We start from the raw sequence: 24,157 nt of genomic DNA, 5'->3' as shown, positions 1-24,157 counted from the left end.
CGAAATACATCGGCAGCATCAAGATAGCGGCACGGATTGCATCATGGCGCGCACCTGCTCCACGGCACCACGGCCGGCATGGCCCACGGGAACGAGGCGGTGGGCAATCACCTGGGGAAGTATGGCTTGCACATCGTCGGGCGCCACATAGTCACGGCCTTCCATCAGCGCGATGGTCTTGGCCGCACGCAGCAGCGCGATGCCTGCACGTGGCGACAGGCCCTGGGCAAACCACTGGCCGTTGCGTGTGGCGGCAATCAGGTCCTGCACATAGTCGAGTAGGGCGTCGCTGGCATGCACGGCCAGGGCAGCGGTCTGCAGTTGCTGCAGCTGCTGCTGGGAGATGACGGGCAGCAGTGCATCGGCAGCGGCGCGGCGGCCGTTGCCCGCGAGCAGCTTGCGCTCGGCATCGCGCGAGGGATAGCCCAGGCTGATGCGCATGAGAAAACGGTCCAGCTGGCTTTCGGGCAACGGGAAGGTACCCAGCTGCTCCAGAGGGTTCTGGGTGGCAATCACAAAGAAAGGGGCGGGCAGGCTGTGGGTCTTGCCTTCGGTCGTGACCTGGCGCTCCTCCATGGCTTCGAGCAGCGCACTCTGGGTCTTGGGGCTGGCGCGGTTGATTTCGTCGGCCAGCAATACCTGGGCAAACACCGGCCCGGGGTGGAACACAAAAGCCTCTTGTCCGCGATCGTAGATGGAGACCCCTGTGAGGTCGCTGGGCATGAGGTCGGCAGTGAACTGCACGCGTGAGAACTGCAGGCCGAAACTGTGTGCCAGCGCATGGGCCAGCGTGGTCTTGCCTACACCGGGAACGTCTTCGATCAGCAAGTGACCGCCTGCCAGCAAACAGGCGACACCGTCTCTGACCTGATCCGGCTTGCCCTCCATCACCGTGTTAAGCTGACTCAAAAGCGCATTAATTGTGTTCTGTGCATGCATGGCAGAAACATATCCTAAATAAGCGATAGCGGAGACATGACTGTGGGCAAGACAGGTTATTTCACCCACCGGGATTGCTGGTTGCACGAGATGGGGCCGGGCCACCCTGAATGCCCGGCGCGGCTGGACGCGATAGAAGACAGGCTGCTGGTCAGCGGAGTGGGCGATGCGCTGGAGCGCTGCAATGTGCCGTTGGCATCATTGGCCGAGATCGAGCTGGCGCACGATCCCATGCATATTGCCGCCCTTCAGGGACTGACCGACAGGCTGGAGCAGGAGCTGGCGGCTGGCGGGCCCGAGCACAAGCAGCTCGATACCGATACCTCCATCAACCGCCACACCTTCAAGGCCGCACTGCGCGCTGCGGGGGCCACACTGGCGGCTACCGATGCCGTGCTGGCCGGCGAACTCGAAAACGCCTTTTGCAGCGTGCGCCCGCCTGGTCACCATGCCACGCGCAACCAGGCCATGGGTTTCTGCTTTTTCAACAATGTGGCTGTGGGCGTCAAGTATGCGCTGGAGCGCCACCATCTCAAGCGCGTGGCCGTGATCGACTTTGATGTGCATCACGGTAACGGCACGGAAGACATCCTGGCCGGTGATCCGCGCGTGCTGATGTGCGGCATTTTTCAGCATCCCTTCTATCCGTTCAGCGGCGACAAGGACCCGGCCCCCAATATGCTCAACGTGCCCGTGGCTGCCTACACAAAGGGCATGGACATTCGAGAGATCATCGAGATGATGTGGATTCCGCGCCTCGAGGCATTCAAGCCCGAGATGATCTTCATCAGCGCCGGCTTTGATGCGCATCGCGAAGACGATATGGGTCAGCTCGGCATGACGGAAAACGACTTTGCCTGGATCACCACTCGCATCAAGGACATCGCACGGCGTTTTTCCAAGGGCCGCATTGTTTCCTGTCTCGAAGGCGGTTACGTGATGGACCCGCTGGCGCGCAGCGTGGAAGCACATCTGCGCGTATTGGCCGATATCTAGTCCGAAAGCATGGTGACAGCAATGAGCGATTCCTTGGTGCAACTGAGTCAGGACGAGCGCGGCGTGGCTCGCATCACGCTGAGCGACGCGCAGCGTTTCAATGCCTTGAGCAGTGAAATGCTCGTGGCCCTGCAGTCGGCGCTGGATGCCGTGGCCAAAAGCGAGCAGGCGCGTGTAGTGGTGCTTGCCGCCCAGGGCAAGGCCTTTTGCGCCGGGCATAACCTCAAGGACATGGCGGCCCATACTGAGCTGGCTTACTACCAGCAGCTGTTTGCCCAGTGCAGCCGCATGATGCTCTCGATTCAGAAGCTGCCTGTTCCCGTCATTGCAAGAGTACAGGGCATTGCAACGGCTGCAGGTTGCCAACTGGTGGCGCAGTGTGATCTGGCCGTGGCCAGCAACGAGGCTCGCTTTGCCACCAGCGGCATTCAATACGGCTTGTTCTGCTCCACGCCCAGCGTGCCCCTGGTGCGCAACATGCCCATCAAACAGTCCATGGAAATGCTGCTGACGGGTGAGTTCATCGATGCGCAGACGGCTCTGCACTACGGTCTGCTCAATCGCGTGGTCGAGCCGGAGCGGCTCGATGCTGCCGTGGAAGAGCTTGTGTCTGCCATTGTGAGCAAGCCCCCGGTGGCCGTCAGGATGGGCAAGGAACTGGTCTATCGCCAGCGTGAAATGGGCCTGGAGTCAGCCTATCAGCTGGCGGGTCAGACCATGGCCGCCAATATGCTGGATACCGACGCGCAGGAAGGCGCTCAGGCTTTTGCACAAAAGCGCAGGCCTCGCTGGCGCTAAACCCTGGATTTGCACTCCCCGGCCGTCGTGGTTGGGCAGGCTGAGCTGCGTGGATGGCGTCGTTTGCAGCGCGAAGTCTTGTGTTTTCGGCCCGTCCATTTGAACGACGAGGCTGCTTTCCGGCAGTGTTACCGTGAGGCCTATCTGGATGCAGGCATGGCATTGATGGGCTCAAATCCTAGGTTTTACCCTGATTTGACCCATCTGAGACCCATGATTTCGCAAGGCTTGTGCATAAAATTGAACGGTCGTTCTTTTTTTATGCCGTTCCACCTGCGAAGGCTGCTGCACAGATCTCCGGGCAGATTGTCTGGAAAATTGTGCAGAGAGTGTTGCGGTGCCGCATAAAATGAATCCAGTTTACGTAAACGTCAATGCAGTAATCATTAAGGAGCCGCAGCAATGAAGGTATTGGTCCCTGTCAAGCGCGTGGTGGACTACAACGTCAAGGTCCGCGTGAAGTCGGACGGCACGGGTGTGGACATCGCCAACGTCAAGATGAGCATGAACCCCTTTGACGAAATCGCCGTCGAAGAAGCCGTGCGCCTGAAGGAAAAAGGCGTGGTGACCGAAGTCATCGCCGTCTCCTGCGGCGTGGCCCAGTGCCAGGAAACCCTGCGCACGGCCATGGCCATCGGTGCCGATCGCGGCATCCTGGTCGAGACCGATGTCGAGCTGCAGCCTCTGGCCGTGGCCAAGCTGCTCAAGGCCCTGGTGGACAAGGAGCAACCCGGTCTGGTCATCTGCGGCAAGCAGGCCATCGACGACGATGCCAACCAGACCGGCCAGATGCTGGCGGCCCTGGCCGACCTGCCCCAGGCCACCTTCGCCTCCAAGGTCGAAGTCGCCGGCGACAAGGCTGACGCGCCCCGGGTCAACGTCACCCGCGAAGTGGACGGCGGCCTGGAAACCGTGGCCCTGTCCACGCCCGCCGTCATCACCACCGACCTGCGCCTGAACGAGCCCCGCTACGTCACCTTGCCCAACATCATGAAGGCCAAGAAAAAGCAGCTGGACACCTTCAAGCCCGAAGACCTGGGCGTGGACGTGACACCCCGCCTCAAGACCGTGAAGGTCTCCGAGCCCGCCAAGCGTGGCGCTGGCGTCAAGGTGGCCGATGTGGCCGCCCTGGTCGACAAGCTGAAAAACGAAGCGAAGGTCATCTAAGGCCCCCTGAGCCGCTTCGCGTCATCCCCCGCAGGGGGACGACACCCTCGGTGCGGGGCGGCCCTTCCTCGGTGTCCTGCACTTGCGCCGCGCCAGATTAGCCGGCCGCGGGTGATGCAGGCACCATGAAAAATTTTAGAGAAAGACGACTGAAATGACTTCTCTCGTTATTGCAGAACACGACAACGCTTCGATCAAGACCGCGACCCTGAACACCGTGACGGCCGCCAAGGCCTGCGGCGGTGATGTGCATGTGCTGGTCGTTGGCGAAGGTGCAGCCGCTGCCGCCGCTGCAGCCGCCCAGATCGCCGGAGTCTCCAAGGTCATCCATGCCGACGGCGCCAGCCTCAAGGACGGCCTGGCCGAGAACGTGGCGGCCCAGGTGCTGGCACTTGCTGGAAATGGTGCCGGCAACTACAGCCACATCCTGTTCCCCTCGACCGCCTCGGGCAAGAACGTAGCCCCTCGCGTGGCCGCCAAGCTGGACGTGGCCCAGATCAGCGACATCACCAAGGTCGACTCCGCCGACACCTTCGAGCGCCCCATCTACGCGGGCAACGCCATTGCCACCGTGCAGTCCGCCGATGCCGTCAAGGTCATCACCGTGCGTACCACGGGCTTTGACGCAGCGGCTGCCACTGGCGGCTCGGCGGCGGTGGAAACGGCGGCTGCCGTGGCCGACAGCGGCAAGAGCGCCTTTGTGGGCCGCGAAGTGACCAAGAGCGACCGTCCCGAACTGACGGCAGCGAAGATCATCGTCTCCGGCGGCCGTGCTCTGGGCTCGGCCGAGAAGTTCACCGAAGTGATCACCCCCCTGGCCGACAAGCTGGGAGCGGCCATCGGTGCCAGCCGTGCGGCTGTCGATGCGGGCTACGCGCCCAACGACCTGCAGGTGGGCCAGACGGGCAAGATCGTGGCGCCGCAGCTGTACATTGCCTGCGGCATCTCGGGAGCGATCCAGCATCTGGCGGGCATGAAGGATTCCAAGGTGATCGTGGCGATCAACAAGGACCCCGAGGCACCGATCTTCTCGGTGGCCGATTACGGTCTGGAAGCCGATCTGTTCACGGCCGTGCCCGAACTGGTCAACGCGCTGTAATTTGGCGCACATCAAAAGAGGGGCTTCAAGCCCCTCTTTTTCCATGGGCGCCTGGCTCGTACAGGTCAGGTCATCAACAATAATTCGGCAGCTGCATGGGCGCTTCAGACCCACTGCATTGATGGAGAGGGAGACTCTGAATGAATCGCAAGCATTGGGTGTTGGCGCGAGTCGGTTTGGTCGCGATGTGTGCAGGTGCTGCTTTGGTGGCGCAGGCCTGGACGGTTGGGCAGGTGGCCCCGATGTCGGGGGCTGAAGCCAGTCAGGGACGGGCCTATGCGCAGGGCATGCGTCTGTACTTTGACCAGGTCAACAAGGCCGGTGGCGTGCAGGGCCAACCTGTGGAGTTGGCTGTGCTCGATGATGTGGGCCACCCTGAAGAGACCGTGACCAAGACGCGCAAGCTGCTGAGCGAATCCAAGCCCGTGGTGCTGGCAGGCTATTTCGGCAATCGCAATCTCTCGGCCTTGCTGGAGAGCAAGGCTCTGGATGGTTCGCAGATTCCGCTGGTGGGCTATCAGAGCACGGACACCCGAGTGCTGGCATCGCCGCAGATGTTCTCCACGCGTGCAGGGCTTGCCGAGCAGGTTGCAAAGATTTCCACCCACCTGGCCACCGTCGGCATCACGCGGCTGGCGTTGGTGTTCGAGGAGCGTCCCGATGCACAGGAGCTGACGGCCTTGGTGACCAGGGCCGTGAACCCCAGCGGGGCCAAGCTGGTGGCTTCGGCCATGCTCAAGAGCCGAGGTGGCTCGGGCAAGGCTGTGCAGGAGCTGCGGGCCGCCAAGACTTCGCCTCAAGCCATTCTCCTGGTGGCTTCCAGCCCTGCCACAGCGGCATTTGTCGAGGCGTATCGCATGGAGGGCGGTACCGCCCAGGTCTATGCCACGGCCGAGGCCGATATCGAGCAGTTGGCCAAGCGTCTTCCTGTGGAGTACATGAGCGGTCTGTCGATTGCCCAGGTGGTGCCCAGTCCCTACAAGGTCTCGGGCAAGCTCAACAAGGAGTTTCGCGACGCGACGATTGCTGCAGGCAAGTCCCTGGACGTTCCGGTGAGCTTTGCCATGATGGAAGGCTTTGTGAATGCCAAAGTCATCGTGGAGGCCATGCGTCGCAGCCAGCCGCTGACGCCGGAAAAAATGAGTGCTGCCTTGCGCGGACTGGAGTCTTATGACCTGGGCGGCTACTGGGTGAACTTCAAGCCCGGGCAAGTGGGATCCAAATATGTGGACCTGTCCATCGTCAATGCCGCCGGGCGTGTGACGCAGTAAGAAACCAAGGCCTGACGCAGTACCGCGTTCAGGCCTTTTTTGCGGCCGCTCCCCTCACGATGATCCTCCGTACACAGAGAAAGCAAAAACTGTTGCCCTGGGGACAGGGAGTGGCGCCATGGCAGGCGAAACTGGCCAAAGGCCAGTCGGACGACTTCACCGTCGGCACAGGAGTGCAAATAGTGAGGCGCCCTTCGAACTGCTTCTGAAACAAGAGCTGACAGCGTATTTGGAACCAACGCTGCAGACCTTTTTTATTCATAAAACGAAGAAGGAGACAACATATGTCCAAGCTGCCACCAGCCCTCAAAAAGCTGGCTTTGCCTGTCATCGGCTCGCCGCTTTTCATCATCAGCAATCCCAAGCTTGTCATCGAGCAGTGCAAGGCCGGTATCGTCGGCTCCATGCCTTCGCTCAATGCCCGTCCGGCCGAGCAGCTGGAAGACTGGCTGGCAGAGATCACCGAGACTCTGGCTGCCTGGGACAAGGCCCATCCCGATCGCCCTTCGGCTCCATTCGCCATCAACCAGATCGTGCACAAGAGCAATGACCGTCTCGAGCACGACATGCAGGTCTGCGCCAAGTACAAGGTGCCCATCATCATCACCAGCCTGGGCGCGCGTGAAGATGTGAACCAGGCCGTGCATAGCTGGGGTGGTGTGGTGCTGCACGACATCATCAACAACAAGTTTGCGCGCAAGGCCATTGAAAAAGGTGCCGACGGCCTGATCGCCGTGGCAGCCGGTGCTGGCGGCCATGCGGGTGTGAAGAGCCCGTTTGCCCTGGTGCAGGAAATTCGCCAATGGTTTGACGGCCCGCTGGCGCTGTCCGGATCGATTGCCACGGGGGGAGCGGTTCTCGCGGCCCAGGCGATGGGTGCGGACTTTGCCTATATCGGCTCGGCCTTCATCGCCACCGACGAGGCGCGTGCCGTGGAAGCCTACAAGCAGGCGATTGTCGAGGGCAACTCCGACGACGTGGTCTACAGCAATCTGTTCACAGGCGTGCATGGCAACTATCTGGCACCGTCGATTCGTGCGGCAGGTCTGGATCCGGAGAACCTGCCCGAGTCCGACCCCAGCAAGATGAATTTTGGCGGCGGCGCGCAAAAGGCCTGGAAGGACATCTGGGGCTGCGGCCAGGGCATCGGTGCCGTCGACAAGGTGCAGCCCACGGCCGAGCTGGTGGCTCGCCTCAAGCGTGAATATGCCGAAGCCAAGGCCAGCCTGCTGGTTGCCTGAGGCAGTTCACTATCTTCTGTGCCAACGGCGTCTTCGGACGCCGTTTTTTATGGGCGGCTTGCTCGCTTGATGTTGCTCAAGCACGACTTGTTCAAGGGTTAACCCTTGTTAAATCGCTTCGGAGTTGATGCGTATCAATGTAGGCCTGGTCCTGCAATTGGCTTTTGCATATCAAGTCATGATGATTGTCAAAAGAAGAGTAGTATTCCGTTAATTTCAGTAAATACTGAAAATTGAGAAATGCAGCACACCCCTTCTTCCTCCACCGACAATCAGGTCGATACAGCACATGCCGAGTTGGCGAGCGTCATCCGTCGCCCCAGCGCGGGAGCTGTGTGGCAGGTGCTTGCCGGACTGATATGGCTGCCGCAGGCAGCCTTGCTGGCCTGGGCTGTACAGCTCATGGCCAACGGTCAGGGCATGGCGGCCGTCTGGCCCATGGCGGCTGGCGTGTTGCTGCTGGGCTTGCTGCGAGCCTGGGCAGAAGGCCATGGCGGCATGCTGGCCAATCGTGCAGCGCGCGCACAGCTCAGCAGCTTGCGTGCCCAGGTGGCGCAGTCGCTGGCCCAGACATCGCCGCTGGACAAAAGCCGCCCTGCCTCGGGTCAGGCCGCCAGCGCCATGGCCGAGCAGGCCGAGGCCATTGTTCCGTGGCTGGCGCGCTACCAGAGTGCGATGTGGCGTGTGCGTGTGCTGCCTCTGGTGATTCTGGCTGCCGTGGCCTTGCAGTCATGGGTAGCGGCTCTGATTTTGATGGTTGCCGCGCCGCTGATTCCACTCTTCATGGCGATCGTGGGCTGGCGTGCCAAGGCGGCCAGCGAAGAGCAGATGCTGCAGCTGGGCCACATGAATGCGTTTTTGCTGGACCGCCTGCGCGGTCTGAGCACACTGCGTGCTCTGCATGCCCTGGAACTGACAGGCCAGCGGCTGCGTGAGCATGCCGAAGATCTGCGCGCCCGCACCATGCGCGTGCTGCGCATTGCCTTTCTGTCTTCTGCGGTGCTTGAGCTTTTCTCGGCGCTGGGCGTGGCCATGGTGGCCGTCTATATAGGCTTTCACCTGCTGGGCACGCTGAATTTCGGAGCCTGGGGCGACAAGCTCGGCCTGGGTCAGGGCATGTTCGTGCTGCTGCTGGCACCGGCATTTTTCGAGCCTTTGCGCGATCTCTCGGCCGTCTGGCATGACAGAGCCGCCGGCGAGGCAGCGCTGCAGAACTTGCAGAGCATGCAGGCCCAGTCTGTGCAGATCGTTGGTGCACAGCATGCTGCTGAACCAGCACTCCCGGAAAATGATCATTCCTCGCCTGGCCGGCCTGTGTCCGTAAGCGTTTCGGAACTCAAGGTTCAGGCACCAGGCAGTGACTCCAGCCTTGCGCCACTGTCTTTGCACATACAGGCCGGCGAACATGTGGCGCTGTGGAGTCCCAGTGGCAGCGGAAAATCCGTACTGCTGGCTCAGATTGCGGGCCTTTTGCCGGTTCAGCAAGGTCGTATCGAAGTCGATCGGCGAGCGCTTGATGCCCGCAGCGCAATACAGCTGCGCCAGCGCATGGCCTGGCTGGGTCAGTTGCCCCATGTCTTTGCCGGCTCGGCCGCGCGCAACATCGCGCTGGGGCGCTGCGCTGTAGGACCCGAACAGATTGCCGAAGCCACGCAGCAGGCGGCACTCGACGAGACCTTGGCGCATCGTCCCGGTGCAAGCCTTGGTGAGGGCGGCGCAGGCCTCTCCGGTGGCGAGGTGGTACGTTTGGCCCTGGCGCGCATGGCCGCGCAGACACAGGCCGGACTGCTGCTGGTCGATGAACCTACCGCTCATCTGGATCCCGAGACAGCGGCCCAGATCACGCAGTCCTTGCGCCATCTGGCCAGGGGCCGCACCATGCTGGTCGCGACCCACGATGCACAACTGGCCGCTGCCATGGATCGCGTGATCGAGCTGCCACTGCTGCTACGGCAAGAGGAGCAGCAGGTATGAAGACACGGGACATCTCAATGCGCGAAATGCTGAAGCTGCTGGGCCAGATGGCACCGCACAATCTCTGGCTGGGCGGTGCTGCCCTGGCTGCGCTCACGGTGCTGATGGGCATGGCATTGCTGGGCTTGTCGGGCTGGTTCATCACGGCCACGGCCCTGGCCGGGTTGGTGCCTGCTACGGCCCTGGTGTTCGATGTGTTCGTGCCGTCGGCCGGCATTCGCCTGCTGGCTGTGGGCCGCACCGGTGCCCGCTATGCCGAGCGCCTGGTGACCCACGATGCCACGCTGGCCGTGCTGGCCGCTTTGCGCCAGAGACTGTTCCTGAGCTGGGCTCGACCGCAGGCTGCCCGCCTGCTGCTGCAGCGCCCGGCAAGGCTGTTGCAGCGTCTGACCTCCGATGTGGATGCCCTGGACAATCTTTATCTGCGCCTGCTGGTGCCGGCCGTAGCGGCGCTGGGCGCGGCCTTGCTGGCGGCTCTGGCCTACGGATTCATGCGCTGGTGGCTGGGCTTTTTGGCCCTGGCATGGCTGTTGTCAACCGGCTGGGGTATTGCCCTGTGGCATGGTCTGCGCAGCCGCAAGGCTGTCGTACGCCGTGCCATGGCACTGGAGGCCATGCGTGCCCAGACCGTGGATCTGGTTGCCGGCCAGACCGAGCTGCTGATGGCGGGCCAGTTGCCTGCCCAGGTGCAACAGGTGCTGCACAGTGATGCGCGCAGCGCCCTGGCTGATGAGCGGCTTTATCAATCCGAAGCGGCCGCTGCCCTGGCTTATGGTGCGGTGTCTGCCGTTACCTTGAGCGCATCCGTGCTGCTGATGGCCTGGTTGATGGAGCAGGGCCGCATCGACGCGCCGGTTGCTGCGCTGGGTATTTTGCTGGCACTGTCGGCAATGGAGCCTTTTGCCGCTCTGCGCAGAGGGGCAGAGCAGGCCGGGCGTACCTGGCTGGCGCTGCGCAGGCTGGCTCCGCCGCTGGCGGCCAAGGTCGAAGCGGCAGAGAGCCTGCAGCAGCCCATGCAGAAGCTGGTCGTCAGCCTGCAGGCTGTCCGGCTTCGTCAATTGGGGCCGATAGACCTGAATGTGCGCCAGGGCGAGCGCGTGGCGCTGATCGGCAGCAGCGGTGCAGGCAAGACCAGCTTGCTGCATTTGATGGCGGGTGAGCTGCAGCCGGACGAAGGTGTGGTTCAGGCCCGCAGCTGCAGCTGGATGACACAGCGAACCGAGCTTTTTCAGGACAGCCTGCGCAACAACCTGAGGCTTGCCGATGCCAAGGCCGACGATGAGCAACTGTGGGGCGTCCTGCAGGCTGCGGGTCTCAGAAGCGACGTCATGGCCCTGCCACAGGGGCTTGACACCATGCTGGGTGAAGGCGGCCTGGGTCTGTCCGGAGGCCAGTCGCGCCGGCTGGCACTGGCCAGGCTGCTGCTGAGCCCCGACCGTTGCTGGCTGCTCGATGAGGTGACCGAGGGGCTGGATGCCGTCACTGCTGCCGATGTGCTGAAGCGGTTGGAGCAGGCAGCTGAGAGCGGCGCGCGAACGCTGATTTTTGCCACGCATTGGCAGCGTGAGGCGAGCCTTGCCGATCGCATTGTGTATCTGCAGGCAGGACAGGTGAAAGCGCAGGCCCTGCGCGGGACCCCTGAGTTCGAGCAGCTGATGGCAAGGCTGCGGCCCGATGCGCTGAGTGCTGTGGCACCGCAGTCCATATGTTTTTCCGATTGATTTTTGAAGTACCGAGAGAAAGGACCTGACCATGGACCTCGATATCGTCGATTTATCGCGACTGCAGTTTGCGATAACGGCGCTTTACCACTTTCTGTTTGTGCCGCTGACACTGGGCCTGTCCATACTCGTCGCCATCATGGAGACGGTGTATGTGATGACCGGCCGTGCCATCTGGCGCGACATGACCAAGTTCTGGGGCGTGCTGTTCGGCATCAACTTCGCCATGGGTGTGGCAACCGGCGTGGTGATGGAGTTCCAGTTCGGCATGAACTGGAGCTACTACAGCCACTATGTGGGCGACATCTTCGGTGCGCCACTGGCGATCGAGGGTTTGATGGCCTTCTTCCTGGAAGCGACCTTTGTCGGCCTGTTCTTCTTTGGCTGGGATCGCCTCTCCAAGGTCAAGCACCTTATCGTCACATGCCTGATGGCCATAGGCACCAACTTTTCGGCACTATGGATTCTGGTCGCCAATGGCTGGATGCAAAACCCCGTGGGGGCGACTTTCAACCCCCAGACCATGCGCATGGAAGTGAATGACTTCTTTGCCGTGCTCACCAATCCCGTGGCGCAGGCCAAGTTTGTGCACACGGTGTCGGCGGGCTACGTCATGGCCTCCCTGTTCGTACTGGGCATTTCGGCGTGGTATCTGCTCAAGGGTCGTCACATCCATCTGGCCAAGCGCTCGATGACGGTGGCCGCGTCCTTTGGTCTGGCGGCTTCGCTGTCGGTGGTCGTGCTGGGTGACGAATCCGGCTATCTGTCATCCGAACATCAGAAAATGAAGCTGGCGTCGATCGAAGCCATGTGGGAGACCGAGCCCGCACCGGCTTCCTTCACGGCCTTTGGTTTCCCCGATCGCGAGGCCCGCGAGACCCACTTTGCCGTGCACATCCCGTGGGTCATGGGTCTGATCGGCACGCGTTCGCTGGACACCCAAATTCCCGGCATCAACGAACTGGTCAAGAGCGCCGAGGGCAATATCCGCAACGGTATCGACGCCTATGATGCGTTGCAGACCATTCGCAAGGCCAGGACCGATGCCGAGATTCCTGCCGAGGCACGCCTGCGCTTTGAGAACAATGGCGCCAATCTTGGCTATGCCCTGCTGCTGATGCGCTATGTGGATGACCCGCGCAAGGCGACCGAAGCGCAGATCCACCAGGCGGCAATGGATACCGTGCCGCCTGTGGGGCCGCTGTTCTGGACCTTCCGCATCATGGTGGCTCTGGGCATGTTCTTCATCGTGCTGACCGGCACCTTCTTCTGGCTGGCTGCACGCCACAGACTGGATGCCTACCCCTGGCTGCTCAAGGTCGCAGTGTTCTCGATTCCGCTGCCCTGGATTGCCGCCGAATGCGGCTGGGTGGTGGCCGAGCTGGGTCGCCAGCCCTGGATCATCGAGGGCGTGCTGCCCACGGCCATGGCGGTTTCCAATCTGGGCGCGAAGACGTTGTTGCTGACCATTGCCGGTTTCGTGCTGATCTATACCGTGCTGCTGGTTATCGAGCTCAAGCTGATGGTCAAGGCCATCAAGAAGGGCCCCGAGCATGAGAGCGAACCCCACCTCAGCCTCTACGAACCCATGATCAAGAAGCTGGCACGCGGCCAAAGCTGAGAGGAGCAATCAAATGATCTTGCATGAACTGATTTCATATGACGTGCTGCGCCTCATCTGGTGGCTGCTGCTTGGCGTGCTGCTGGTGGGCTTTGCCGTCACCGATGGCTTCGACCTCGGCGCCATGGGCCTGTTGCGCGCTACGGCCAAGACCGATGTCGAGCGCCGCACGGCCATCAACTCCGTCGGACCCGTGTGGGAAGGCAATCAGGTGTGGCTGATTCTGGGTGGCGGCGCCATCTTTGCGGCCTGGCCTCAGCTCTATGCCGTGTCCTTTTCGGGCTTCTACCTGGCCATGTTTGCCGTGCTGGTACCCCTGATCCTGCGTCCCGTGGCGTTCAAGTTCCGCAGCAAACATGAAGATGCGGCCTGGCGCAACCGCTGGGACTGGGTGCTGTGCATCACGGGTCTGGTGCCTGCACTGCTGTTCGGGGTGGCCGTGGGCAATGTGATTCTCGGCGTGCCATTTCGTCTGGGTGACGATATGCGCATTTACTACGATGGCAGTTTCTTTGGTCTGCTCACGCCTTTTGCACTGCTGTGTGGTCTGGTCTCGCTGTCCATGCTGCTCATGCATGGTGCGGCCTGGCTGATGTTCAAGACCGATGGCGAAGTCGCGAGCCGCGCGGTCCGCTATGGCAGCCTGTTTGCCGTGCTGACCACCTTGCTGTTTGCGGCTGCCGGCCTGTGGCTGGCTACGGGCATCAACGGCTATGTGATTACCAGCGAGATCAACCCCGTCGGTCCCTCCAACCCCTTGAACAAGACTGCAGCCGTGGCGGCCGGTGCATGGATGGCCAACTTCAAGTCCTATCCCTTGCTCTGGCTGGTGCCTGGTATCGGCCTGCTCATGCCGCTGATCGTGGCTGCCGGCTTGCGCAGCCGTCGCGAGTGGCTGGCACTGCTGGCAAGCGGCCTGGCGATTGCCGGAATCATCCTGACCGTGGGTGCAGCCATGTTCCCCATGATCCTGCCCTCCAGCATCGATCCGCGCTTCAGTCTGACGGTCTGGGACTCGTCCTCCAGCCATGTCGTGCTCTTCATCATGCTGGTTTGCGTGCTGATCTTCCTGCCCTTGATCCTGGCCTACACCAGCTGGGTGTACTCGGTGCTGCGAGGCAAGGTGGACGTGAAAGCCATCGTGACCGGCCAGGGCCACTCGTATTGAGATGGGACGCCCCTCAGACGCCATGCTGCGATCTTCAGTCTGTGCGAGGGGCAGTTCGAATATTGTTGGCCCATGCGTTGGATGGGCCGAATGAAAGGAAACTTATGTGGTATTTCGCCTGGTTGCTGGGTCTGCCGCTGGCAGCAGCCTTTGCCGTGCTCAATGCGATCTGGTTCGAACTGATGGATGACGAGGCAACGCGCCGCAAGCTTCTGGAGCGAACCAATTCGCTGCCGGACGCCTGAGTCGCCAAGACGTGAAAAAGCCCGGTCAGCTTGAGTTGACCGGGCTTTTTTTATGAATCAGGCCTTGGCCTGCTCAGGCCGTTCGGGGGCTTCTCAGCGCCTGCGTGGCCTGGGCCAGTTCGGTGATGAGTGACCAGTTGCCACTCTCCACGGCACTGGCGGGGACCAGCCAGGAGCCGCCCACGCAGACCACATTGGACAGCGCCAGAAACTCCGCCGCGTTGCTGGGCGAAATGCCGCCAGTGGGACAAAAACGCAGCTCTCCGAACGGACCTTGCCAGGCCTTGAGCATCTGGATGCCGCCCGACTGCACGGCGGGGAAGAACTTGAGCTCGGTAAAACCATCTTCCTGAGCCATCATGATTTCGCTGCTGGTTGCGACGCCGGGCAGCAGCGGCAGGTTCAGATCGCGGCAGGCCTGGCCCAGCTTGCCGGTGTAGCCGGGGCTGACGGCAAACCTGGCGCCGGCCCGGGCCGCCGCTGCGGCATCGGCCGCATTGCGCACGGTGCCCGCACCGACGATGGCTTCGGGCAGCTGCCTGGCGATGGCCTCTATGCAGGCCAGGCCCTGAGGCGTGCGCAGCGTGACCTCCAGAACCCTGATGCCGCCTGCCAGCAGTGCTTCGGCCATGGGCACTGCATGCTCTGCTTTGTGCAGCACGATGACCGGAATCACCGGTGCATCCTGCATGATGGACAAGGCGGTCATTTGAGCAGCCATGTGCAAGCTCCTTCCTCTGCGCTCAGCGCATTGCGCCGGAATCCGGCAAACAGTTCACGGCCCAGGCCGCGGTGATTGGCTTGTTGCAGCGCGGTCGGCATGATGGCCAGCGGCCTGGTTTCCCATTCGGCATCCGTCAGCTCGGCCTGCAGCAGGCCGGTGGGGGCATCGAGCACGATGATGTCGCCGCTTTGCACCTTGGCCAGCGGGCCGCCGGCCAGTGCTTCGGGACTGACATGAATGGCGGCCGGAACCTTGCCCGATGCGCCGCTCATGCGGCCGTCGGTGACCAGGGCCACGACATAGCCCTTGCCTTGCAGAACGGCCAGCGGAGGGGTGAGCTTGTGCAGCTCGGGCATGCCATTGGCCTGCGGTCCCTGCCAGCGCACCACACAGACGACACCATTGAAGCCATTGGTCTGGCAGGCCTGCTCCAGCGCACCGGATCTGAAGGCCGCCTGCAATTCATCCTGCGAATCAAAGACCCATGCCGGTGCCCGCAATGCGTGGCGATCCTCAGGTACGGCGCTGATCTTGATGACACTGCGGCCAAGATTGCCTTTGAGTAGTTTCAAGCCACCCGTAAGGCTGAAGGGATGGCTGACAGGGCGCAGCACGGCTTCATCGCCGGAGCTGCCCGCATCTCGCCATTGCAGTTGATGGTTTTCGACATGGGGGAGGCGCCCGAAGGCCGTCAGTCCCTCGGGCCTCACCGTGAGCACGTCGCCATGCATGAGTCCGGCCTGAAGCAACTGGGCGATCACGTAGCCGGGGCCGCCTGCGGCCTGGAACTGATTCACATCGGCGCTGCCATTGGGGTAGACGCGGGCCAGCAGGGGAACTACCGCAGACAGCTGCTCGAAGTCATCCCAGTCGATGACGATGCCGGCAGCTCGGGCCACGGCGACCCAGTGGATCAGGTGATTGGTGGAGCCGCCGGTGGCCAGCAGGGCCACCATGGCGTTGACGATGCAGCGCTCGTCCACGACATGCCCTATGGGGGCAAAGCGACGGCCCCGGGTGATGGACAGCACGGTACGCATGGCTTCGCGTGTAAGCAGTTCGCGCTCCGCGTCGGCGGGGTTGATGAAGGCTGTGCCGGGAACATGCAAGCCCATGGCTTCCAGCAGCATCTGATTGCTGTTGGCCGTGCCGTAGAAGGTGCAGGTGCCCTGGTCGTGGTAGGCCGCGTTTTCTGCGGCCAGCAGCTCCTGCCGGCCGACCAGGCCCTGGGCCGCCTGCTCGCGCACCTTGGCCTTGTCGCTGTTGGACAGGCCCGAAGTCATGGGGCCTGCAGGCACGAACACCATGGGCAGGTGGCCGAAATGCAGGGCGCCGATGAGCAGGCCAGGAACGATCTTGTCGCAGACGCCCAGCATCAGGGCCGCATCGAAAGTGTCGTGCGTGAGAGCCACGGCGGTGGACATGGCAATCGTGTCGCGGCTGAACAGGCTCAGCTCCATGCCGGGCATGCCCTGGGTCACTCCGTCGCACATGGCGGGTACACCGCCGGCGACCTGGGCCGTTGCGCCGTTGCGTCTGGCCTCGTCCTTCAGAATATCGGGGTAATGCGCAAACGGCGCATGGGCGGAGAGCACATCGTTATAGGCCGTGACGATGCCGACATTGGGGCCTTTTTCCTCAACGATGCGGATCTTGTCCGTACCGGGCAGAGCCGCAAAGGCATGGGCCACATTGGCGCAGCCCATGGTGCGTACTTGTGGAGGGCGCGCGGCCATGGCATCGACCTGTGCCAGGTAGTCGGAGCGGCTGGCGCGGCTGCGCTCCTGGATGCGCCGCGTCACCTGGTCCAGAACGGGGTGAAGTGCCATGATGAAAGTCCTTGGGCAGCAGTGCCTGTGCTTGGGGTGCAGGCATTGTCTTGGAATGAGTGAGAGCCATGCCCGGGGCATGGCTCCATGGTTGCGCGCTTATTTGGCGCGGGCTTGCTTGACGGCGTTCTGCACAGAATCCCAGGTGCCTTGACCCACGGACTTGGCAATGCCGGCATTGACGGTGCCGAGCTTGTCGCGCATGCGGCCTGCTTCGGCGGCTGGCAGTTCGTTGACCTGCATGCCCTTGGTCTTGATCTCGGCCAGGGCCTTGGCGGCTTCTTCGCGCGTGTCCTTGCGCTCGAATTCACGGCTCTTGATTGCCGCATCCTGCAGCACCTTCTTCTCGGCAGGGCTCAGCGTGTCCCACCACTTCTTGCTGACCGTCACGATCCAGGGGCTGTAGACATGGTTGGAGACGGTCAGGTACTTCTGCACTTCATAGAACTTGCTCGACAGCACCGTGTTGAAGGGGTTTTCCTGACCGTCAACGGCCTTGGTTTCCAGCGCCGTGAACAGCTCGGAGAAGGGCAGGGGAACGGCATTGGCGCCCAGGGTCTTGAAGCTGTCCAGGAAGACGTTGTTCTGCATCACGCGCAGCTTCACGTCCTGCAGATCTTCCAGCTTGGTGATGGGGCGCTTGTTGTTGGTCAGATTGCGAAAGCCGTTTTCCCAATAGACCAGACCGACCATGCCCTTGGGCTCCAGAGTGGCCTTGACCTTCTCTCCCACGGGGCCGTCCAGCACGGCATCGGCCTCCTTGGTGTTGGCAAACAGAAATGGAGTGTCCCAGATCGCCATCTCGGGCGACAGGCCCACCAGCGTGGCGGTGGAGCCGACCATCATTTCCTGGGCGCCGCCGATCAGGGCCTGCTGCATCTGCGTGTCCGAGCCCAGGGAGGCATTGCCGATGGCGCGGACTTTCATCTTGCCGCCACTGGCCTTTTCCACTTCCTTGGCGAACATGCGCACGGCACGTCCCTGGTTGGAGTCCTCCACCAGACCATAGCCAAACCGCACCAGGCGGGGCTTGAAGTCCTGTGCCTGAACGGCACCTGCGGCCAGCAACATTGCCGTGAGGCCCGCGACTGCAAATTTGATACGCATACCCGTCTCCTTGCTTGATTGGGCCAGGGCCCTTTGATGAAATTGGAACTGCCGTGATGCGCTTGATTGCAGTGCGCACCATGCTGTGAACTTAAGAGTTTTCATGGATGGCACGCCGTTCTCAGTGCATCCATTTGAGCGGGCCCGTGACCAACTGCGGGAAGATCACGAAGAGCACGGCCAGCAGCACATAGACCATGAGGAAGGGATTGGTGCCCTTGATCACGGTTTCCATGCGCAGCCTGCCTACCCCGGCCACCACGTTCTGTACCGTGCCCACCGGGGGGGTGATCAGGCCGATACAGCCCACATAGATGAACATGAAGCCGAAGTACACGGGATCGATGCCGGCCTTGACGGCCAGCGGCGCGCAGACCGGACCGAAGATCAGAATGGTCGGGGTCAGATCCATGGCGGTACCGACCACGAGCAGGAAAAGCATCATCACGGCCATGAAGAGCATGGGCTGATCCAGCAGGCCCGAGAAGCTGTCGGCCAGCATATTGGGCAGGTCGGCGAGCGTGATCATGTAGGCGGTCACGGTGGCTGCGCCGCAAAGGAACATCACCACGGCGGTGGTTTTGGATGCGCCCAGGAAGACTTCGTAGAGCCTGCTCCAGCTCATCTCCCTGTAGACCACCATGGAGACAAACAGCGCGTAGACCGCGGCCACCACGGCGGCTTCGGTCGGCGTGAAAACGCCACCCTTGAGGCCGCCCAGGATGATGACCGGCATCATCATGGCCCAGAAGCTCTTGGCCAGTGCCTTGAGGCGCTGGCCCCAGCTCACGCGCTCACCCGAGGTCAGCTGGTATTTGCGCGCAATGAACCACCAGGCGGCAATCAGAAAGCTGCCCATGAACAGGCCGGGCACGACGCCTGAGAGAAACAGCTTGCTGATGGAGGTGTTGGTGGTGACGCCGTAGATCACGAACGGCATCGAAGGCGGAATGATGGGGGCGATGATGCCGCCCGAAGCCAGCAGGCCGGCGCTGTAGCTGTCGGGATACTTCTGGTCGCGCATCATCGGCAGCAGGATGGTGGCCAGCGCGGCAGTGTCGGCAATGGCCGATCCGCTCATCGAGGCCAGCAGCACGGCCGCACCGATGGCCACATAACCCAGGCCGCCCGGAATATGACCGACAAAGGCGCGGGCCAGATCGATGATGCGGCGCGACAGGCCGCCCGCATTCATCAGCTCACCCGCGAGGATGAAGAAGGGCACGGCCAGCAGCGGGAAGTTGTCGAACCCGGCTTGCAGATTCTGTGCGAGCAGCTGGGTGTCGAAAAAGTCCAGGTGCCACATCAGGGCGACGCCGGTGAGTATCAGTGCATGGGCAATCGGCATGCCGATCACCATGCCGCCGATCAGCACGGCGAGAAAAATCAGGGTAACGATCATGGTGCTCTCCTTACTCCACGCTGGTTTCAGAAGATTCGGCCGGGGTGCCGCGCAGCATGTCGCGCACCACGACCAGCAGCATGCCTATGGCCAGCACCAGCGTCGCCGCTGCGCCCAGAGCCAGGGGATAGCCCAGCACGGTGCTGTAGCTGCTCCAGCCGGCAACGACCTGCTCCCAGGAGCCCCATAGCAGCAGGGCCATGCAGGCGCCGATCAGCAGTTGCGAGACCCAGAACAGGACTTTGCGGGTGATCGGGCCGACCCGCGATGTCACCATGTCGAAGCCCAGGTGGGCGCCTTCGAAAGCCGCCACGATGGCGCCGATGGCCACCAGCCACACAAACAGCAGGCGCGAGATCTCCTCATAGGAGACGATGCTGGTGTGGAAAACGTAGCGCAGTACCACGTTGACGAAAACGGCAACCACCATGCCGGCCAGGGCCAGCACCATCAGGCCTTCGGCCAGGCGCTTGAGCCATGGCTTGCGGCCCTGTGCCTCTTTGCGATCTTCAGACATTGGCTGTCTCCTGCTGTCTTTTATGCGTGGGATTCGCGCCTTGCCCATTGCCGGGCCGCAAGCGCGATATCGTTGAGATTCATGGTGGCGCTGACGGTCAGGACATCAGGCTCCTGACGCGGGTCTTCCAGCGTCGTGAACTGATTGGCCACCAGGTCGGGCGAGAAGAAATGCCCGGGTCGGGTCTGGACCCGTTCCAGGGCCGTGGCGTAGTCGAGGTCGAGAAACACAAAACCCAGTTGCTGGGCACTGCGCAACTGGTCGCGGTACTTGCGCTTGAGCGCCGAGCAGGTCAGCACCAGGCCGTGTTCGGCATCTGCCTGTGCCAGTCGCTGCGCCAGGCGTTCCAGCCAGCCTTCGCGGTCGGCATCCGTCAGGGCAATGCCGGCCTGCATCTTGGCCACGCTCTGGGGGGAGTGGTAGCTGTCTCCTTCCACCAGGGTCCACCCCAGTTGTCGGGCGATGGCTTCTCCCGCGCTCGATTTGCCGCAGCCGGAAACTCCCATGACGACGAGTGCCGACATGGAGCCCTGAGGCTGGATCTTGCTTTGATTCATTTTTGGATAGCGCTATCCGGTATGGTTAAAAAATGAGCAGCCTGCTGCTTTCTGCGATTGGCTTCAGACCTTGGTCTGAAGGCAAGTCAGTGCTTCCATCAAGCTGCTTCCACAGACTTCATTTCAAGTCTGGATAGCGCTATCATACTCAAAAAACCTCAGTCATCTGATTAGGAGATTCCCTTGCCTCCCGAGACCCGTACCAAGAGTGAAACCCCGGCAGACAGCGCTTCTTCAAGGCGATCTCGTGCCAGCGGGCGAGTCACCCTCAGCGATGTGGCACAGGCTGCGGGCGTGAGTCCGATGACGGTCTCCCGAGCCTTGCGCGGAGAGCGCAGAGTGGCTGCTGCCCTGGTCGACAAAGTGCGTGAGGTTGCTGCCTCTCTGGGTTATGTGCCCGATCTGGCAGCGCGTGCACTGGCCTCGCAAAAAAGCACACAGGTGCTGGTACTGGTGCCCATGCTATCGAACACCTTGTTCGTGGAGGTCCTGGAGGCTGTGCACAAGGTGCTGTTTGCCCAGGGCTATCACATGCTGATCGGCGTGACCCACTACGACCCGGTGGAAGAAGAGCAGTTGCTGCGGGCCTATCTGCCCATGCGGCCTGCTGGCCTGTTGCTGACCGGGTTCGACCACAGCGAAGAGTCGAGGAAATTGTTGGCCGCCAATCCCGTGCCTCGCGTGCATCTCATGGAGTTGCGCGAGCCCGGCACGGGCCCCGATTGCTACAGCGTGGGTTTCTCTCAGATTGCAGCTGGCGCTGAAATGACCCGCCATCTGCTGGACAAGGGATACAGACGTATCGCATTTTGCGGAGCCCAGCTCGACGCGCGTGTCATGCAGCGTCTGGAAGGTTATCGGCAGGTGCTCAAACAGGCCGGCCTGTATGACCAGAGCCTGGAGATTCTCAATCCCGAGCGCTCATCGCTGGCGCTGGGTGCAAGGCAGTTTGAGACACTTCTCAAGGCGCAGACTACGGTGGATGCCATCTTTTTCTGCAATGACGACATTGCACAAGGCGCATTGCTGGAGGCCAATCGCATGGGGGTCAAGGTGCCGCAGCAGGTGGCGATCGCCGGGTTCAACGACCTGCCTGGCAGTGATCAGATGGTGCCGCCTCTGACCACCATCCATACCCCCAGGGATGAAGTGGGCAGAAAAGCTGCCAGCATGTTGCTGCAATTGCTGGCCGGGGACACCGTCAGAGAGGCCAGTGTGGATCTGGGCTTCAGGCTGGTGCCCAGGGCCAGCACCTGAGTTGTCGGCGTCAGGCTTCCGTGCCTGACTTGCCTCGCCCGGTAATCTTGTCCTTCAGGTCCAGCAGTCGCGTCACGGCCGAGCCCATACCCATGAGCTGCATGGCGGTCTCTGGCGACAGACGCTGTACATCGTCAAACCAGCTCATCAGCTTGTCGATGAGCTCGTGCATATCGCGCATGCGCTGTTGGGCATAGCGTTCTTCGTCGGTGCTGGCTTCTTCCATCATGGCAGCACGCAGCATGGATTGCGTGGGTTCGATCTCGCGGCGGCGGCGCTCTTCGGCCAGTCGCTTGAAGATTTCCCAGACATCCTCGGGTGCCTGGAAGTATTCGCGCCGGTCGCCGGGCTGGTGACGCAGCTGAACCAGCCGCCAGGCCTGCAGCTCCTTGAGCCCCATGCTCACATTGGAGCGCGAGAATTCCAGCGTGTCGGCAATCTGGTCTGCGTTCAGCGGCTCGGGCGAAATGAACAGCAGGGCATAGATTTGCCCGACGGTGCGATTGATGCCCCAGCGGCTGCCCATCTCGCCGAAATGCGAAACAAATTGTCGGCTCAGCTCCGACAGTGGTTTGGCTTGCGTCATGGCCTCCATTGTGCCTTTGCCCGGGGTTTCCAGTGGGGCAGGGAAATCAAGCCGGAGTGCAATCGCTCTGTTTTTTTCATGCTTGGCGCAAGAAGCCTGCGCAGATATGTTTCGTAAAACTTGCAACGCTGTCAGCAAATTGTTGGGAATCGGCGCAAAATTGCCATCCTGTTTTAAGTCGGCTTTTTTACGTTGCCTGTTGCCGGGCAAACTCACCCTGCCGCCGGTCAGTCCATGGGCTGCAGGCGGCCGTGATCTGATGGTTCAAAGTTCTATTTCCTCTCATTCCCGCAGTGCCCTGATCGACTGCACCAAGGGTCTGGCTTGTGCAGCCATCGTCTGGCATCACCTGGCCTTTTACGGTCCCATGTCCGATGTGGCTCACCCCGTCATGCCCGACCTGCTTGACTGGCTCTATGAGTACGCCCGCATGGCTGTACAGATCTTTCTGGTGATCGGCGGTTTTCTGGCTGCAGCCAGCCTGGCTCCCATGGGGCTGGCGCGGTTTGATTCACCCTGGTCCAAGATCGGCAAGCGCTTTGTGCGCCTGGTCGTGCCTTATGCCGTGGCGCTGGTGGTGACGATTGTGGTGTCTGCGGCGATTCGTCCCTGGTTCGACCACGAGTCCGTGTCTGCCGACCCCGATCTATGGCAGCTCATGGCCCATGCTTTGCTGCTGCAGGGCATTGTGGGCGAGGAGTCACTGTCGGCTGGCGTCTGGTATGTGTCCATAGACTTTCAGTTGTTCGCAGCGACCGTGCTGCTGCTGGCCGGCGTGCGCTGGCTGCAGCAATGGGCGCTGAGGCGCTGGGGCGATACGGCCATGAAGCGCTGGTGGCCCTGGGCCGTGACTGGCATGCAGGGGCTGGTGGTTGTGGGGACGGCAGCTTCGTTGCTGAGCTTCAATCTCGATGCAGACCTTGATGTCTGGGCGATTTATTTCATGGGCGCCTATGGCGTCGGCATGATGGCCTTCTGGGCAGTGGCGGCAGACAAGCGCCTGACGGCCTGGAGCTGGGGCCTGCTGATTGCTGCTCTGATCATCGGCGCGCTGGTCCATGAGTGGCGCGACCGCATTTTTCTCGCCGGCGTGACCGCGATGCTGCTGATCGTTTGCATGCGTACCGAGGTCATTGCCCGCTGGCAGGGTTTTGCGCCGCTGCGTCGCCTGGGAGAGATTTCCTACTCGGTATTCCTGATTCACTTTTCCATCTGCCTGCTGGTCAACGCAGTGGTCAACCATTTCTGGCACGGTTCGGTCACAGCCGCCGTGCTGGGCATTCCGCTGGCCTTTGTGCTTTCACTGACAGCCGGCTACGCGCTGTACCAACTGGTGGAGCGTCATGTTTCGTCATGGAGTCAGGCCCTGCGCTGGCAGGCAGGCCTGATCGGCGCGGGTCTGCTGACCACCATGCTGGCCGGCTTGCGCTGAGTCTGATCCAGGCAACAAAAAAGCAGCTCCGGTGAGCTGCTTTTTTGCTGGGTGAGCCGGTTCAGCGATGGAGCTCGCCCGCGCTTTCGGGCTGGAACTCGATCGCATCCACGCGCACGGTTACCTGGCCGGTAGGGCTGGGCATCTTGAACTCATCGCCCACTGAAAGGCCCAGCAGGGCGATGCCTACCGGCGCAAAGATGGAAACCTTGTCGGCGCTGCCATCCATATCCTTGGGGTAGACCAGTGTCAGTGTATTGGTCTTGGCGATCTCGAGAATGGTGAAGCGCACGGTGGAGTTCATCGTCACCACGTTGGCGGGTATTTCTGCGGGGTCGAGTACATCCGCACGGTCCAGCTCCGCCTCCAGTGCATCACGGCCGGGGAACTGGCTATTGTTCCTTTCCAGCAGCGATTCAATGCGATCCAGGTCCAAGGAGGACAGAGTGATATTGGGCTTGCGCTCCATGTAGTAACTCCCTTGCGAGATGGTGTGGTTGGCGCTT

At 61.8% G+C, this 24,157-nt stretch carries 22 protein-coding genes; 13 read left to right on the top strand and 9 right to left on the bottom strand.

Annotated elements, in window-relative coordinates; translation table 11 throughout:
• Window positions 1–18 precede the first annotated feature (18 nt).
• Window positions 19–939: a MoxR family ATPase gene (locus NOX35_RS18910; RefSeq protein ID WP_256494333.1), complete on the bottom strand. Its 921-nt coding sequence runs from the start codon at window positions 937–939 to the stop codon at window positions 19–21.
• Window positions 940–975: 36 nt separating this feature from the next.
• Here NOX35_RS18910 and NOX35_RS18905 point away from each other — a divergent pair, with 36 nt between their 5' ends.
• The 11 genes from NOX35_RS18905 to cydX all read left to right on the top strand — a co-directional run bounded on the left by NOX35_RS18905 (window position 976) and on the right by cydX (window position 14,240).
• Complete coding sequence (locus tag NOX35_RS18905) at window positions 976–1,935, top strand: histone deacetylase family protein (RefSeq protein ID WP_182283670.1); 960 nt, start codon at window positions 976–978, stop codon at window positions 1,933–1,935.
• Between the two features lie 21 nt (window positions 1,936–1,956).
• Complete coding sequence (locus tag NOX35_RS18900) at window positions 1,957–2,733, top strand: enoyl-CoA hydratase (RefSeq protein WP_182283669.1); 777 nt, start codon at window positions 1,957–1,959, stop codon at window positions 2,731–2,733.
• 402 nt (window positions 2,734–3,135) lie between these two features.
• Entirely contained in the window at window positions 3,136–3,900 is a 765-nt protein-coding gene (locus NOX35_RS18895; protein WP_053284412.1) for an electron transfer flavoprotein subunit beta/FixA family protein, read from the top strand.
• A 154-nt stretch (window positions 3,901–4,054) separates the two neighbouring features.
• A complete protein-coding gene (locus tag NOX35_RS18890) occupies window positions 4,055–4,999 on the top strand; it encodes an electron transfer flavoprotein subunit alpha/FixB family protein (RefSeq protein WP_057092850.1) in 945 nt (314 codons plus the stop codon).
• A gap of 140 nt (window positions 5,000–5,139) precedes the next feature.
• Window positions 5,140–6,270, top strand: coding sequence for an ABC transporter substrate-binding protein (locus NOX35_RS18885; RefSeq protein WP_256494328.1), 1,131 nt, complete (start codon window positions 5,140–5,142; stop codon window positions 6,268–6,270).
• 284 nt (window positions 6,271–6,554) lie between these two features.
• Window positions 6,555–7,511 (top strand): nitronate monooxygenase family protein, encoded by a 957-nt coding sequence (locus NOX35_RS18880; protein WP_087081593.1) that lies wholly within the window; start codon window positions 6,555–6,557, stop codon window positions 7,509–7,511.
• A 240-nt stretch (window positions 7,512–7,751) separates the two neighbouring features.
• Window positions 7,752–9,485 (top strand): thiol reductant ABC exporter subunit CydD, encoded by a 1,734-nt coding sequence (gene cydD, locus NOX35_RS18875; protein WP_256494327.1) that lies wholly within the window; start codon window positions 7,752–7,754, stop codon window positions 9,483–9,485.
• A complete protein-coding gene (locus NOX35_RS18870; protein WP_256494326.1) occupies window positions 9,482–11,206 on the top strand; it encodes an amino acid ABC transporter ATP-binding/permease protein in 1,725 nt (574 codons plus the stop codon). The genes cydD and NOX35_RS18870 overlap by 4 nt, the downstream gene beginning before the upstream one ends.
• 31 nt (window positions 11,207–11,237) lie before the next feature.
• Entirely contained in the window at window positions 11,238–12,827 is a 1,590-nt protein-coding gene (locus NOX35_RS18865) for a cytochrome ubiquinol oxidase subunit I (protein WP_003053058.1), read from the top strand.
• Window positions 12,828–12,840: 13 nt separating this feature from the next.
• The gene (gene cydB / locus NOX35_RS18860) at window positions 12,841–13,995 is read left to right on the top strand and encodes a cytochrome d ubiquinol oxidase subunit II (RefSeq protein ID WP_182283664.1); all 1,155 of its coding nucleotides are present in this window, start codon (window positions 12,841–12,843) and stop codon (window positions 13,993–13,995) included.
• Between the two features lie 104 nt (window positions 13,996–14,099).
• Entirely contained in the window at window positions 14,100–14,240 is a 141-nt protein-coding gene (cydX, locus tag NOX35_RS18855) for a cytochrome bd-I oxidase subunit CydX (protein ID WP_182283663.1), read from the top strand.
• A gap of 73 nt (window positions 14,241–14,313) precedes the next feature.
• Here cydX and eda read toward each other — a convergent pair whose 3' ends face one another.
• From eda to NOX35_RS18825, 6 genes are all read right to left on the bottom strand, one after another.
• Window positions 14,314–14,961 carry a bifunctional 4-hydroxy-2-oxoglutarate aldolase/2-dehydro-3-deoxy-phosphogluconate aldolase gene (gene eda / locus NOX35_RS18850; protein WP_182283662.1) on the bottom strand — a complete coding sequence of 216 codons (648 nt, stop codon included), beginning with the start codon at window positions 14,959–14,961 and terminating at the stop codon, window positions 14,314–14,316.
• Window positions 14,946–16,793 (bottom strand): phosphogluconate dehydratase, encoded by a 1,848-nt coding sequence (gene edd, locus NOX35_RS18845; protein WP_256494325.1) that lies wholly within the window; start codon window positions 16,791–16,793, stop codon window positions 14,946–14,948. Before edd ends, eda begins: the two co-directional genes overlap by 16 nt.
• A 99-nt stretch (window positions 16,794–16,892) precedes the next feature.
• Window positions 16,893–17,900 carry a TRAP transporter substrate-binding protein gene (locus tag NOX35_RS18840; RefSeq protein ID WP_087081605.1) on the bottom strand — a complete coding sequence of 336 codons (1,008 nt, stop codon included), beginning with the start codon at window positions 17,898–17,900 and terminating at the stop codon, window positions 16,893–16,895.
• Between the two features lie 121 nt (window positions 17,901–18,021).
• The gene (locus NOX35_RS18835; RefSeq protein WP_182283660.1) at window positions 18,022–19,302 is read right to left on the bottom strand and encodes a TRAP transporter large permease; all 1,281 of its coding nucleotides are present in this window, start codon (window positions 19,300–19,302) and stop codon (window positions 18,022–18,024) included.
• 10 nt (window positions 19,303–19,312) lie between these two features.
• Entirely contained in the window at window positions 19,313–19,819 is a 507-nt protein-coding gene (locus tag NOX35_RS18830) for a TRAP transporter small permease (RefSeq protein WP_182283659.1), read from the bottom strand.
• 20 nt (window positions 19,820–19,839) lie between these two features.
• Window positions 19,840–20,376 (bottom strand): gluconokinase, encoded by a 537-nt coding sequence (locus NOX35_RS18825; protein ID WP_256494324.1) that lies wholly within the window; start codon window positions 20,374–20,376, stop codon window positions 19,840–19,842.
• 183 nt (window positions 20,377–20,559) lie between these two features.
• Here NOX35_RS18825 and NOX35_RS18820 point away from each other — a divergent pair, with 183 nt between their 5' ends.
• On the top strand, window positions 20,560–21,633 hold the full coding sequence (locus NOX35_RS18820; protein ID WP_182283657.1) for a LacI family DNA-binding transcriptional regulator: 1,074 nt from the start codon (window positions 20,560–20,562) through the stop codon (window positions 21,631–21,633).
• A gap of 10 nt (window positions 21,634–21,643) precedes the next feature.
• Here the strand turns inward: NOX35_RS18820 and NOX35_RS18815 are convergent, their stop codons facing one another.
• Complete coding sequence (locus tag NOX35_RS18815) at window positions 21,644–22,228, bottom strand: GbsR/MarR family transcriptional regulator (protein ID WP_034376636.1); 585 nt, start codon at window positions 22,226–22,228, stop codon at window positions 21,644–21,646.
• Window positions 22,229–22,478: 250 nt separating this feature from the next.
• Between NOX35_RS18815 and NOX35_RS18810 the strand changes: the two genes are divergently transcribed.
• Window positions 22,479–23,651 (top strand): acyltransferase, encoded by a 1,173-nt coding sequence (locus NOX35_RS18810; RefSeq protein ID WP_182283656.1) that lies wholly within the window; start codon window positions 22,479–22,481, stop codon window positions 23,649–23,651.
• A gap of 61 nt (window positions 23,652–23,712) precedes the next feature.
• On the opposite strand, the gene rnk is transcribed toward NOX35_RS18810, so the two are convergent.
• Window positions 23,713–24,120, bottom strand: coding sequence for a nucleoside diphosphate kinase regulator (gene rnk / locus NOX35_RS18805; protein ID WP_182283655.1), 408 nt, complete (start codon window positions 24,118–24,120; stop codon window positions 23,713–23,715).
• Window positions 24,121–24,157: the final 37 nt, after the last annotated feature.

Origin of the sequence: Comamonas sp. C11, assembly GCF_024496285.1 — a bacterium.
GTDB classification, from domain to species: domain Bacteria; phylum Pseudomonadota; class Gammaproteobacteria; order Burkholderiales; family Burkholderiaceae_C; genus Comamonas; species Comamonas testosteroni_F.
The sequence above is the reverse complement of the archived record's forward strand: the minus strand, read 5'-3'. Positions and strand labels throughout refer to the sequence as shown.